The organism is Methanobrevibacter gottschalkii DSM 11977, assembly GCF_003814835.1.
Lineage (GTDB): Archaea > Methanobacteriota > Methanobacteria > Methanobacteriales > Methanobacteriaceae > Methanocatella > Methanocatella gottschalkii.
On sequence record NZ_RKRG01000002.1, the window covers coordinates 422,555 to 436,949 of the forward strand.

The following is a 14,395-nucleotide window of genomic DNA, read 5'->3' on the forward strand; positions in this document are numbered from 1 at the left end:
TCTAAACTCCACTTGATGTTGAAATTGTTATATTCTCTGTATATAATGGTGTTGTTGAATCTGCAGAATCAACAACACTTATTTCTGCTTTTTCTGGTGCTTGTTGTTCGAAATACCAAGCAGAAATTTTATATGTTTTTCCACTCTGAGGATTCAAATCATTCCAACCTATAGTTGAATCAATTACTTTTCCGTTGTTGTCAAGGAAGTTAACATTAACACATAAATAATCAAAACTAGAATCTACTTTAATGTCTCCAGTTACATAACCATTATAGTATCCATAACCATCATTTGTTATATTTTGGCTTAAATTACCTACAATTACTGAATTTTCAGCATTTATCTGATATAATGCTCCACTAGCTATTAATAATACAAATAATAAAACTATAGTTAAAATTGGGATTGTCCATAGTTTTTTATTATTAGCACTATGACCTTTAAAGTATAATGTTAAAATTGCGGTTATAATAAATATTATAAGGGATATGTCACCAAAACGACCAATAAATGAGTAAACTAGAGCTCCAGTTGCAATAAATTCAACAGAAGCTATTAGAGGTTCATCTATTTTTTCCATTAAAATTATTCCAATTATTCCCCCAATAATTCCTATAGCAATTGCAAGCATAATATTGTCCCAACCCATAATCATAGGGGTTCCTAATCCTTCAGCAATAACTACAATTATGCTGATTATTGCTAAAGATAGGGGTAATTTGGTTATAAAATCATTTTTATCTTTTTGAGATGTTTGTTTAATTTTTTTATTCAATTCTTGCTTATCTTCTGTAGGATGATTATTAAGATTAAAACCACATCCATCACAGAATTCAGCATCATCTTCTAATTCTTTTCCGCATTTTCTACAATACTGAACCATGAAATTCCTCCTTGTATAATATTTAATTAATTTTTTAATAATAAAATATTTTATGATGATGGCTATGATTTTAATGGATTGTAATTAAAAGTTTAATATATTACTTGGTATAAAATTATTATTAAATCAATCCAATATTGATGTTGTAGTTTTGAATTAATATTAATATTAAGGTAATTTTATGTCAACTCAAAGTGAAGCAGTTTTAGAAAATAATTTAATAAAAAGATTATCTGAAAATGGATATGAATTTGTTAAAATTAGAAATGAAAATGATTTATTAGCTAATTTTAGAGTTCAGTTAGATAAACTAAATAAATGTAAATTAACTGATGAAGAATTTAATAAAGTTTTATTATTTTTAGATGAAGGTTCGATTTTCGATAAAGCAAAAAAATTAAGAGATCATTATTATATTGATAGAAAAGACAATCCATTTTATATTAAATTTTTAAATCAAAAAGATTGGTGTAAAAATATTTTTCAAGTATCAAATCAAATAACTATGGAAAGTAAACATAAAAATAGATATGATGTAACTTTATTAATTAATGGTTTTCCATTAGTTCAAATAGAACTTAAGAGAAGAGGTATGCCTTTAAAAGAAGCGTTTGACCAAATCACTAGGTATACATTACATTCATATAAAGGTCTTTTCAATTATATTCAAATATTTGTTGTAAGTAATGGAATTAATACAAAATATTTTGCTAATGGATTAAAAAACGACCTTCAATTTGAGTTTACATTTTATTGGAAAGATGAAAAAAATAATAACATCCTTTCATTAGATGATTTTGCTAATACATTTTTAGAAAAATGTAATCTTGCAAAAATGATTTCAAAATATATGGTTCTAAATGAATCTTCAAAAAGATTAATGATTTTAAGAGCTTATCAAAAATATGCTGTTGAAGCTGTAATTCATCAAGCTTTAGATATTAAACAAAATGGTTATGTTTGGCATACAACTGGTAGTGGAAAAACACTTACTTCATATAAAGTAAGTCAATTGCTTGCAGAAGATGAATCAATATATAAAGTCATTTTCGTTGTTGATAGACGTGATTTAGATATTCAAACGAATAAAGAATTCAATAGTTTCTGTGATGGTTGTGTTAATACAACAAAACATACTGGTGCTTTAATCAAAAACTTAACAACGGAAGGTAAAGGTAAATTAGTAACTACCACTATTCAAAAATTATCAAAAGCAGTTAAAACAGCGGGTGATAAAGTTAAACTTCAGAAAATTAAAGATAAAAAAATTATCTTAATTTTTGATGAATGTCATAGAAGTCAATTTGGTGAAATGCATAATGTAATTACAGAATTTTTCTCAAATTCATTATCATTTGGTTTTACAGGAACTCCAATTTTTGCTAAAAATTCTGATGGAACAAGAACAACAAAAGATATTTTTGGTAAAAAACTTCACGAATATGTGATTAAAGATGCTATTGCAGATAATAATGTTTTAGGTTTTTCTGTTGATTATGTAGGTGGTGCTAAATCACATACTGATATTGATAAAGAAGTTAAAAAAATTAACACTAAGGAGTATTTGGAATCAGATAACCGTTTAAATCAAATTGTAGATTATATTATTGAAAGTTATGATAGTAAAACTAGAAATAGAGAATTTAATGCAATGTTTACAGTTTCTCGCGGTGGAGTGATACATAATTATTATGAGTTATTTAAAAAGAAAAAGCATGATTTAAAAATAGTTACAATATTCACATTTAAAGCTAATGAAGATTTAAGTGAAAATGAGCACTCACAAGATTTATTGGACAAATATATCTTAGATTATAATAAAATGTTTGAAACTAATTTTACAAGTGATGATTTTAAACAGTATCATGCAGATGTTTCTAAAAGAATGAAAAATAGGGAAATAGATTTGTTATTAGTTGTTGACATGTTTTTAACAGGATTTGATAGTAAATTATTAAATACTCTGTATGTAGATAAAAATTTACAATATCATGGTTTACTTCAAGCATTTTCTAGAACCAATCGTATTGTTAATAAAAGAAAATCACAGGGAAATATTGTTTGTTTTACTAATTTGAAAGATAATGTTGATGAAGCTATTGCATTATTCTCTGATCCTAACGCAATTGAAGATATTATTCTACCTCCTTATGAAACATTTGTTAAATGGTTTAATGAAGATCTTAAAAGATTATTTAAACTTGTTAAAACTGCTACAGAAGCATTGGATCTTCAAAGTGAAAATGATAAGAAAAAATTTGTATTAATTTTTAGAGATTTAATTAGAAATAAAAACAAATTAGATATTTTCACAGAATTTAATTGGGATGATGTTAAAATTGATGAACAGGAGTTCAATGATTTTAAAAGTGCTTATTTAGATATTTATGATGAATTTAAAAAGGATAATGAGGATGGTGAATCTGTTTTAGGAGATATTGATTTTGAACTTGAACTTCTTAGGAATGATCAAATTAATGTGGATTATATATTGAATTTATTAGCTGATTTAGATAAGAATAGTACTAGTTTCAAGCATGATAAACAACGTATTATTAGCCTCATGAAAGAACACGAGAATTTACGTAGCAAAATTGATTTAATTGAGAAATTCATAAATGAAAAATTAGGCAATATTGATAGTAAAGTTACAAATATTAATGAAGAATTTGATAAGTTTATGAAACATGAAAGAAAACAAGCAATGTGCGAAATTGTTGATGAAGAAAATTTAAATGAAGATGTGGCTCGTCAAATTTTTGAATATTTTGAATTTTCTGGTAAAATTGATGAAGAGTTAATTAAACAATCATTGGTTGAAAAATTGAAATTTAAAGAGCGTAAAGCTAAGGTTAATACAATTAAATTTAAAATATTTGAATTATTTGAAAAATTTGATTATTAATTTTTTTGTCATTAATGATTAATTACTTAAAAAAACGAAATGTTTATATACAATTATTCTAAAATATTTATTTGTCATTAGTGATTAATTACATGCATGTTGGTATCGAGTACACATGAATAAATAATTTTGATTGATTTCAAATGAAAAAGTTTTGAGAATATAAAATTACATTTATCAAGAACTATTAGATTAGGTTTCATTTACAATAAAAAATTTTTCAGTTCTAGATATGTGGTGATTTTCATTATTTTTTTATTATTGGTGATTATTTATTGTATTGTGATAGTTAGTTTAGTATCGTTGGAAATTCAAAACAGATACATGGAATTATTGTAGATGACTGTAAACTTTTATGTGGAGGTTTTGTATAAATGATAGTAAAAAAATTAGAAGATATTGCAGAAGTATTTTCAGGAGTACAAATATCTAGATTCATTGATTTAAATGAGAATAAATTTCCAGTTATTAAAAATAAATTTGTTGAAGATGAAATTTTAGATTATCATTATGAAAATATTTCTAAAAATATAAATAAAAAATATTATTCAAAAAAAGGAGATATTATAATTTCTCTTTCACAACCTAATACAGTTAGTTTATTACAAAAAGAAGGATTTATTATTCCAATGTATTTTGCAATTATTCGATTAAATGAGGGATATGATTCTTCATTTATATATCATTTAATGAATAGTGATTTGTTCCATAATAAATTACATGTTCTTCTTGAAGGTGGTACTTTAAGAGTTATTAAAGTTGCTGATTTAAAAAAAATGAAAATTAATATTCCAAATTTTGAAAAACAAAATGATTATGGTAAATTTTTAGATTTAATTGATAAAAAATGTAAATTGTTAAATTATAAAAAAAGTTGCAATGAAAAAATTAAAGAATATTTAATTCAAACACAATTAAAAGGTGAATAAAGATGTCAGATTATCAAAATAATTTAGAAAGTAAACTTTGGGCAATTGCCGATGAATTAAGAGGAAATATGGATGCAAATGAATTCAAAAATTATATTCTTGGATTTATTTTCTATAGATATTTGTCTGAAAAATTAGAATTACACATGAATGAAGAATTAAAAGAAGATGAATTATCTTTCACTGAAGCTTGGGATGATGAAGAATATAAAGATGATTTAATGGATGAAGGAATTTCTTCTTTAGGCTACTTCTTAGAACCACAATATCTTTTTAGTACAGTTATTGAAAAAGCAAAAGTTAATGATTTTATTTTAGAAGATTTAATTAAATCATTAAATTATATTAGTAATTCTTCTATTGGTACTGATAGTCAAGATGATTTTAGTAATCTTTTTGAAGATGTAGATTTGAATTCTTCAAAACTTGGAAAATCTGATGATGATAAAAATAAATTAATTTCAAAAATTTTATTAAATCTTAATGATATTGATTTTAAATTAGGAGATGATGAATCAGATATATTAGGTGATGCATATGAATATTTAATAAGTCAATTTGCATCAAGTGCAGGTAAAAAAGCAGGAGAGTTTTATACTCCTCAAGAAGTTTCAAAAATACTTGCTAAAATAGTCACACTTGGTAAAAAGAAACTTAGAAATGTTTATGATCCTACTTGTGGTTCAGGTTCGTTACTTTTGAGAGTTGCTAAAGAAGTTGAAGTTGGTGATTTCTGTGGTCAGGAATTAAATCAAACCACTTATAACTTAGCTAGAATGAATATGATTCTTCATGGTGTTAAATATGTTGATTTTGATATTAAGCAAGGAGATTCATTAAAATATCCTCAACATATTGATATGAATTTTGATGCAATAGTAGCGAATCCACCATTTTCTGCAAAATGGTCAGGTGACAAATCATTTTTAGATGATGAAAGATTTTCTGCATATGGTAAACTTGCACCTAAATCAAAGGCCGATTATGCATTTGTACAACACATGATTTATCATTTAGAAGAAAATGGAACAATGGCGATTGTTTTACCTCATGGAGTATTATTTAGAGGTGCTGCAGAAGGAACAATACGTAAATATTTAATTGATGAGAAAAATTATTTAGATGCTGTAATAGGTCTTCCAGCTAATATATTTTATGGAACAAGTATACCCACTGTAATTTTAGTATTTAAAAAATGTCGTGAAGAAGATCAAGAGGTATTATTCATTGATGCAAGTAATGACTTTGAAAAAGTCAAAAATCAAAATAAACTCAGATCAGAAGATATTGAAAAAATTGTAAATACTTATGCAAATCGTGAAGAAATTGATAAATATTCTCATAAAGCAACAATTGATGAAATCCGTGAAAATGATTTCAATTTAAATATTCCTCGTTATGTTGATACTTTTGAAGAAGAAGAACCAATAGACTTAAATGAAGTAGTATCTGAACTTAAAATGATTAATGAAGAAATGAAAAAAGTAGATGCTGAAATTAAGAAATATTGTGATGAATTGGGCATCGAAGCACCAATTTTTGATTGAGTTGGTTTTATGAGTGAAGAAAGATTGGTTCCCAAACTACGATTTAGTGGATTTTCTGATGTATGGGAATCTTATAAAATTGGTGATATAAGTAAAACTTATTCTGGAGGAACTCCTTCTACATCAAAAAGAGAATATTATGAAGGAGATATTCCATTTATTAAATCTGGCGAGATTTGTAAGGATAAAACGGAACATTATATTAATGAAATTGCAATAAATAATTCATCTGCTAAAAAAATTAAAAAAGGGGATTTATTGTTAGCTTTATATGGTGCTACAAGTGGTGAAGTTGCAATTTCAAAAATTGATGGTGCTATTAATCAAGCTGTCTTAAAAATAGATAATAATATGGATAATTATTTCCAATACAATTATTTTTTAAAATATAAAGATAAAATTGTTCATAAATACATTCAGGGAGGTCAAGGAAACCTTTCAGCAAACATTATTAAAAAATTGGAATTTAAATTTCCAAAATTAGATGAACAAAAGAGAATAAGTCAATTTTTATTATTAATGGACAAAAAAATTGATTTATTAGAAAACAAACTTCAATATTATCAAGATTTCAAGAAATATTTAATGCAACGGATATTCACACAAAACTTAAGATTTGATTTTGATAATGTTAAATTAAAAAATATTTCTAAAATTAATAAAGGTAAACAATTAAATAAAGATGACATGGTTGAAACTGGCATATTTCATGTTTTAAATGGTGGAAAAGAACCATCAGGTTACACAAATGCATGGAATACTCCTGAAAACACAATTACAATAAGTGAGGGTGGAAATTCGTGTGGTTATGTGAATTTCAATACAGAAAAATTTTGGAGTGGGGGGCACTGTTATTATTTAGATAATTTAGCTGAAAAAGTTGATGGATATTATCTTTATAGTTATTTAAAATTTATCGAACCAAAAATAATGAGATTAAGAGTTGGATCAGGATTACCAAACATTCAAAAAGGAGATATTGAGAATATTAAAGTAAAAATAGCTCTTCCAACTGAACAACAAAGAATAAGTAATTTATTGTATTCAACAGATGAAAAGATAATTAATATTGCAAATCAAAAAGATAATTTTGAACTTTTCAAAAAAGGTTTACTCCAACAAATGTTTGTTTAGAAATTTTTTTGTATTGTTTTTTGTTTAATTAATGGTTATTTTCATTATATTGTTCAATAAACCTCTTTTAATTTTTATACGGGCTTGATAACATCTTTTGTATTTTTAATACTACGATTTATGGAGTTTACAGATAATTGGCAAACTTATAAATTAGGAGATATATTGACATTTTATTCCACAAATTCATTTTCAAGAGAAAAATTGAACTATGAATTTGGAAATGTTAAAAACATACATTATGGGGATATTCACACAAAATATCCAACTATTGTTTCATTACAGAATAATAAAGATGTTCCTTTCATTAATGAAGATATAGATTTGTCTAAGTTTAATGAAGACCAATATTTACAAGATGGTGATTTAATCATTGTTGACGCATCAGAAGATTATGATGATATTGGAAAAGCTATTGAAGTTATGAATGTCAATGATGAAAAATTTTTAGCAGGATTGCATACCATTTTAGCTCGTGATGAAAAGAATATAACTGTTAATGGATTTAAAGCAGATCTTTTTTCAACTAATACTCTCAAAACAAAAATTAAAGTAATTGCAAATGGAATATCTGTATTAGGAATCAGTAAGAAAAATATTTCAAAATTAGAAGTTAAAATCCCTTCTAAAAGAGAACAACAAGAAATTGTTAGTTTTATTAATACTATAGATAGAAAAATAGAACTATTAGAAGAAAAACATCAGTATTATCAAGATTTTAAGAAGTATTTGATGCAACAGATATTCACACAAAACTTAAGATTTGATTTTGATAAAGAATGGGAAAATATTAGATTGAAAGATTTTTTAAAATCTTCTTCATCAAGTTTATCTTTGAATGATTTAGAAGAAAATCATGGAGAATATGGTTTATATGGTGCTACAGGAATTGTTAAATTAATCAATTTCTATGAAAAAACAGAACCTTATTTATCCATTGTTAAAGATGGTGCAGGAGTTGGAAGAATTTTTTTATGCGAACCAAATACTTCCATTGTTGGAACAATGCAATATCTTACTCCTAAAGAAGGAGTGGATTTAGAATTTTCATATTATCTTTTAAATACCATTGAATTTAGAAAATATGTTGTTGGAAGTACAATCCCTCACATATATTTTAAAGATTATTCTAAAGAGAAACTATTGGTTCCTCAAATTGAAGAACAACAAGAAATTGCAAGTATTTTATCAAATATTGATAATAAACTCAATTTGATACAAGACAGAATTAATCATATGGGACAATTCAAGAAAGGGCTGCTCCAACAAATGTTTGTTTAAACTATTTTAGGATTGTTTTTTGTTTAATTAATGCCTATTTTCATTATATTGTTCAATAAACCCCTTTTAATTTTTATGATGACTTGATAACCTCTTTTGTATTTTTAATACCTACGATTTAACGAATTTAATGAAAATTGGAATCAATATTTTTTGAAAGATGTAATCCAATCATTCATTAATGGTCAAACTCCATCAAGGAATAATGATTCATATTGGAATGGAGATATTCCATGGGTTTCAAGTGGGGAATTGAATTATAATTTCATTAATTCAACTATTGAACAAATAACAAAAGAAGGTAAAGATAATGCCAATTTAAAATTATTATCTCCAGGAACATTTTTAATGGCAATAACTGGATTAGAAGCTTCAGGAACAAGAGGTAGCTGTGCAATTTTAGGTATTGAATCTACAACAAACCAATCTTGTATGGCATTAATTCCAAAAAAAGATAAATTATGTACTCAATTTTTATATTGTTGGTATTTAAAAGTTGGAGAACATTATGGTATCAAATATACTCAAGGAACAAAACAACAAAGTTATAATAAAGAATTATTGGAAAAATTACCAATTACAATTCCTAATCTAAATGAACAGGATAAAATAACCAAATTTTTATCTTCAGTAAATCATAAAATTGACTTGTTAGAAGAAAAACATGAAATGTATCAAGATTTCAAGAAATATTTAATGCAACAGATATTCACACAAAACTTAAGATAAATATGTTTTTGTATATAAAGAAAGTGATTGGGCACTGTTCAATTCTCTATTTTTATATATTTAATTTTATAATTTTTATTTTTAAATTTTCATTATTTAACATTTTTTTAAATCTTTTTAATTCTTTTTATATGATTTTTTAAGAATATATTGAATATTCTTTAGTTTTTTAATTTCTAACAAATTATTATTTATCTACGGTAATGTTATAATTTTATCATGAAAACTAGAATAATTAACAAAATTAAATCAAAAATGAAATTATATTTGGATGAAAATCAATTAGTCATATTGGATGAAACTTTAAGAAATATTCTTAAAGATTATGATTTGGTTGAAACTGAAAGTGAATTTACTATAAAAGAATCTAAGGAAAATTCTATTTTATTAATGAATTTTTTAGCATCTAAACATGTTGAAGGTTGTTCTGAAAGGACCATTACTTATTATCACACAACTATTGCAAAAATGCTAGAGTCTATTAGTAAAAAAATTGAATTCATTTCAACTGATGATTTAAGGAAATACTTGGCTGATTATAGAAAAGTAAATGGAGCATCTAAAACAACAGTGGATAATATTAGAAGAGTCCTTTCAAGTTTTTTTAGTTGGCTTGAAGATGAAGATTATATTTTAAAAAATCCTGTTCGTCGAATTCACAAAATCAAAACTAAAAAAGTTGTTAAAGAGGTTTTGAGTGATGAGCATTTTGAAGTTTTAAGGGATAATTGTGATAATATTAGGGATCTTGCAATGATTGAACTTTTAGCTTCAACTGGTATACGTGTAGGTGAACTGGTTAATCTTAATATTGATGATGTTTTATTTAATGAACGAGAATGTGTTGTATTAGGTAAGGGTGATTCTGAAAGGATTGTTTACTTTGATGCAAAAACAAAAATTCACTTACTAAAATATTTGGAGTCAAGAAAAGATAATAATCCTGCTCTTTTTGTGTCATTTAAAAAACCATTTAAACGGCTGGGAATTAACGGTGTTGAGCGGAGAATAAGGGAACTTGGTAATGGGGCTAATATTAAAAAAGTACATCCCCATAAATTTAGAAGAACTATGGCAACAAATGCAATAGATAAAGGAATGCCGATTGAACAAGTTCAAAAACTTCTAGGTCATGTGCAAATTGATACAACAATGCAGTATGCAATGGTTAATCAGAACAATGTTAAAATAGCCCATAGGAAATTTATTGGATAAATTTATATCACAATTAAAATATAATTTATAAGTAGTTTATCTTTTTGGAGACATTTGTATGGATGCTGGAAAATTACAATTATTATATTTTTTAAGTCAAAATCAACAGTTATCAATTCCAATTTATCAAAGAAAATATAGTTGGAGTGAAAAAGAATGTAGTCAACTTTTAGAGGATATTTTGCGAGTTGGTGAAAGTGATGAACAAAACCATTTTATCGGATCTATTGTTTATATGAATCAAAAAGGCCACATTGCAAGTCCTATTAATAGTTTGATGATTATTGATGGTCAGCAAAGAGCAACTACAATTACATTATTAATTTCAGCTATTGTTGAATTTTTATTTAAAAATCCAAATGATAATGTAATGTCTCCTGAAAATTTTATTAGTTATTACCTTTTAAATGATAGAGAAAAAGGAGAAACTAGATATAAACTTATTTTGACTCAAGATGATAAAAGAACTTTAATTAAAATAATTGATTATCTTGAAACTAGTGATGAAATTCCATTTGATAGCAATGATTCTATTAGAATTAAAGAGAACTTTGAATTTTTCAAAAAGAAGATTAATACGGACAACATAGAAATTCTTTTCAATGGGTTAAATAAATTATTAATTATTTTTGTTGCATTGGAACATAATATTGATAATCCTCAATTGATTTTTGAAAGTTTAAACTCTACTGGTTTAGAATTATCTCAGGTGGATTTAATTAGAAATTATATTCTAATGGGTTTGGTTCCGGAAGAACAAGAAAAATTATATAATGATTTTTGGCATGAAATAGAAACTTTATTTGAGAAAAATGAGGGGAATTTTGATAAATTCATTAGAGATTATCTGACAGTTAAAACGGATAAAGTTCCTGTATTTAGAAATATTTATTCTGATTTTAAAAAATATTCAGCACAAATTGATGTTAAAGAATTAGTTAAAGATATCCACAAATATGCTTTCTATTTCAATTCAATTGCTTTTGGTGCTGAGGAGAATCCGAAACTGAAAGAATCCCTTGACAGTTTAAATAGTTTGGGTTATGATGTAACTGATCCATTTATGCTTCATTTATATAGGGATTACAAAGAAAATAAATTGTCCACTGATGATTTCTGTGAAATTATTAAATATACTGAAAGTTATTTGCTTAGAAGATTGATTTGTTCTATTCCAACACCATCTTTAAATAAAACATTTGCTGGAATGTATGTTCAAATTGACAATACAAGTCATTTAAGTTCATATAAAGCGATTTTACGTTCAAAAGAAAATTATCAAAGAATGCCGAGCAATAGGGAATTCGTAGCCAATTTTAGACAAAGGGATATTTACAATTTAAGATCAAAAAATAGGGATTATATATTCGATAAATTTGAAAATTGGGGCTCAAAAGAAAAAACTAATATTCAAAATTACACTATTGAACATATCATGCCTCAAAATCCAAATCTTTCACAAGATTGGAAGCTAGAACTTGGAGAACAATGGGCAGATATTCAAAAGACTTATTTGCATACAATTGGGAACTTAACATTAACAGGGTATAATTCGGAGTTAAGTGATAGGTCATTCAATGAAAAAAGAGATATGGCTGGAGGTTTTAAAGATAGTGCTATTAGATTAAATATTTATTTGCAGGATTTAAATAATTGGAATGAAAATGAAATTAAATTAAGGACAAACAGATTTGTAGAAAAAGCTAAAACAATTTGGCCATATCCGTAAGATGTTAAAATACTTTTTGGACATTATTGTAAATTAACCATCTACTATATATATTAATTAAAAACATAATTTAAATCATTGGTAAGTTAATTTTAATTAACTGAAGGTTTGATAATATGGTTCGATTTTCACAAACTCTTGATGATAAACAATCAAAGAATAGAGAAAAATCTTATAGGCAAGTTATGGAGAATCCTTATCATGCATCTGAGAATAGGCAATCCTATAGTGCTCAAAATGAGGATAGATTTTATAGCCAACCGTCTGTTCAGAGATCCAATTATCATGAGGATAATTTTCACTCACAAAAAGATGAGGTCATATATGAAATGTCTGTTATTGAAAAGGAATCTGTCAAACCAGATTATTCAAAACCAGAATTAAAGTTCCCTGCCGATCAAAACATTCAGTTTGGTGTTGAATATGCACCAAATTCAAAACCTCCTGTTATTGGTAGAAATTACACAATAAGATCAAATTCCATTATTTACAATGATGTTGTAATTGGTGATAATTTCAGAACAGGTCATAATGTTGTTATTCGTGAAAACACCAATATTGGGGATGATGTTTTAATTGGAACCAATACTGTTATTGAAGGGGATGTTATTATTGGAAATGATGTTAGTATTCAATCTAATGTATATATTCCAACTAATTCTGTAATTGAAGATAATGTATTTATCGGACCTTGTGCTTGTTTTACAAACGATAAATATCCTGTTAGAATTAACTATGAACTTCAAGGACCTAAAGTTAGGCGTGGTGCGTCTATTGGAGGCAATACTACCTTTTTATCAAATGTTGAAGTAGGTGAAGGTTCTATTGTTGCTGCTGGAGCTATCGTAATACATTCTGTTCCACCATTCTATTTGGCTATTGGAACACCTGCCCGTATTAAACCACTTCCGGATCACTTGAAAGTTCCAAATAAATTTTAGATAATGGAGACTGTTTTATGGCTAAATATAAATGTAAGATTTGCGGTTATATTTTTGATGAAGATAATATTGAAGAGGGATTAAATATTCCTGAAGGAACTAAATTTGAAGATTTACCTTCTTCATTTAAATGTCCAAAATGTGGGATGCCAAAATCAATGTTTATGAAAATGGATTAATTTTATATATTATCATGACTAAGATAATAATGTTTAAACTTTAATTTAAAAATAAAGGAGATTGTTAAATATGGCAAAATTTAAATGTAAAATTTGCGGATACGTAACTGAAGAATTCGAAGAACTCCCAGAAGACTTTAAATGTCCTATGTGCGGCGCAACTGCAGACATGTTTGAAAAAATAGAATAGGTGTTACAATGGCTTTTATATGTAAAGTATGTAATTTCGTTTTAGAAGAAGATGAATTACCTGAAGATTACATATGTCCTGTTTGTGGCGTAGGTGCAGAACATTTTGAAGAACAATAAGTTCTTCTTTTTATTTATTTTCTAGAAACTGTTTATTTTTAAATCCAGTATTTATTTTTCCTGAGTATTTTTCAAATATTTTTAAAATATCTCTACCGTCCTTTGATACAATATCATAACTGACTTTATCACTGTATTCTTTATTGATTACTTCTAAATTATTATTTCTAACTTCACTGTCTACTATCCTGATATTTGAATATTCAAAAATAAGTTTATAAACATCATATTCTTCAATTTCAAGTATTTCAGCTTCACCAACAGCTTCCATAACGGATTTGGAGTATGCTCTTACAAGGCCTCCGGCACCAAGTTTAATTCCACCAAAGTATCTTGTAACAATTGCAGTTACGTTGTGAAGTTCATTTTTTCTTAAAACGTTGATCATAGGTTTTCCTGCAGTTCCTCCAGGTTCTCCATCATCATCAAAGCCTTCTCCATCACTTACAATATATGCAGTGCAATTATGTGTTGCATCACTGTACTGTTCCCTAAATTTCTGAATTACGGCTTTTGATTCTGCCTTTGTTTCAGTTGGAACTAGTGAACAGATAAATTGGGATTTTTTAACATTGATTTCGCTTTGAATTGCATTTTTAATAGTTTTCATT

At 26.2% G+C, this 14,395-nt stretch carries 13 protein-coding genes and 1 pseudogene; 12 read left to right on the forward strand and 2 right to left on the reverse strand.

What is annotated here, in order from left to right:
• Nucleotide 1 precedes the first annotated feature (1 nt).
• Nucleotides 2-886 carry a zinc ribbon domain-containing protein gene (locus EDC42_RS05900; RefSeq protein WP_069575433.1) on the reverse strand — a complete coding sequence of 295 codons (885 nt, stop codon included), beginning with the start codon at nucleotides 884-886 and terminating at the stop codon, nucleotides 2-4.
• 181 nt (nucleotides 887-1,067) lie between these two features.
• Here EDC42_RS05900 and EDC42_RS05905 point away from each other — a divergent pair, with 181 nt between their 5' ends.
• The 12 genes and pseudogenes from EDC42_RS05905 to EDC42_RS05960 all read left to right on the forward strand — a co-directional run bounded on the left by EDC42_RS05905 (nucleotide 1,068) and on the right by EDC42_RS05960 (nucleotide 13,784).
• Nucleotides 1,068-3,791, forward strand: coding sequence for a type I restriction endonuclease subunit R (locus EDC42_RS05905; RefSeq protein ID WP_123833413.1), 2,724 nt, complete (start codon nucleotides 1,068-1,070; stop codon nucleotides 3,789-3,791).
• A gap of 374 nt (nucleotides 3,792-4,165) precedes the next feature.
• The gene (locus EDC42_RS05910) at nucleotides 4,166-4,720 is read left to right on the forward strand and encodes a restriction endonuclease subunit S (RefSeq protein ID WP_069575518.1); all 555 of its coding nucleotides are present in this window, start codon (nucleotides 4,166-4,168) and stop codon (nucleotides 4,718-4,720) included.
• Nucleotides 4,721-4,722: 2 nt separating this feature from the next.
• Entirely contained in the window at nucleotides 4,723-6,267 is a 1,545-nt protein-coding gene (locus tag EDC42_RS05915) for a type I restriction-modification system subunit M (RefSeq protein WP_069575519.1), read from the forward strand.
• A gap of 9 nt (nucleotides 6,268-6,276) precedes the next feature.
• Entirely contained in the window at nucleotides 6,277-7,401 is a 1,125-nt protein-coding gene (locus EDC42_RS05920; protein ID WP_069575520.1) for a restriction endonuclease subunit S, read from the forward strand.
• A 120-nt stretch (nucleotides 7,402-7,521) separates the two neighbouring features.
• On the forward strand, nucleotides 7,522-8,682 hold the full coding sequence (locus EDC42_RS05925) for a restriction endonuclease subunit S (RefSeq protein WP_069575521.1): 1,161 nt from the start codon (nucleotides 7,522-7,524) through the stop codon (nucleotides 8,680-8,682).
• Between the two features lie 141 nt (nucleotides 8,683-8,823).
• Nucleotides 8,824-9,411, forward strand: a pseudogene (locus tag EDC42_RS05930) (restriction endonuclease subunit S); the annotation flags it as partial.
• Between the two features lie 219 nt (nucleotides 9,412-9,630).
• Nucleotides 9,631-10,626 (forward strand): site-specific tyrosine recombinase/integron integrase, encoded by a 996-nt coding sequence (gene xerA / locus EDC42_RS05935; RefSeq protein ID WP_069575523.1) that lies wholly within the window; start codon nucleotides 9,631-9,633, stop codon nucleotides 10,624-10,626.
• A 58-nt stretch (nucleotides 10,627-10,684) separates the two neighbouring features.
• Nucleotides 10,685-12,355 carry a DUF262 domain-containing protein gene (locus EDC42_RS05940; RefSeq protein ID WP_069575524.1) on the forward strand — a complete coding sequence of 557 codons (1,671 nt, stop codon included), beginning with the start codon at nucleotides 10,685-10,687 and terminating at the stop codon, nucleotides 12,353-12,355.
• A 404-nt stretch (nucleotides 12,356-12,759) separates the two neighbouring features.
• On the forward strand, nucleotides 12,760-13,296 hold the full coding sequence (locus EDC42_RS05945) for an acyltransferase (protein ID WP_233144911.1): 537 nt from the start codon (nucleotides 12,760-12,762) through the stop codon (nucleotides 13,294-13,296).
• A gap of 17 nt (nucleotides 13,297-13,313) precedes the next feature.
• Nucleotides 13,314-13,475 (forward strand): rubredoxin, encoded by a 162-nt coding sequence (locus tag EDC42_RS05950; protein ID WP_069575525.1) that lies wholly within the window; start codon nucleotides 13,314-13,316, stop codon nucleotides 13,473-13,475.
• A 70-nt stretch (nucleotides 13,476-13,545) separates the two neighbouring features.
• A complete protein-coding gene (locus tag EDC42_RS05955; RefSeq protein WP_083234904.1) occupies nucleotides 13,546-13,665 on the forward strand; it encodes a rubredoxin in 120 nt (39 codons plus the stop codon).
• Between the two features lie 8 nt (nucleotides 13,666-13,673).
• Complete coding sequence (locus tag EDC42_RS05960) at nucleotides 13,674-13,784, forward strand: rubredoxin-like domain-containing protein (protein ID WP_069575526.1); 111 nt, start codon at nucleotides 13,674-13,676, stop codon at nucleotides 13,782-13,784.
• Between the two features lie 10 nt (nucleotides 13,785-13,794).
• Here EDC42_RS05960 and EDC42_RS05965 read toward each other — a convergent pair whose 3' ends face one another.
• Nucleotides 13,795-14,394 (reverse strand): YigZ family protein, encoded by a 600-nt coding sequence (locus tag EDC42_RS05965; protein ID WP_069575528.1) that lies wholly within the window; start codon nucleotides 14,392-14,394, stop codon nucleotides 13,795-13,797.
• Nucleotide 14,395: the final 1 nt, after the last annotated feature.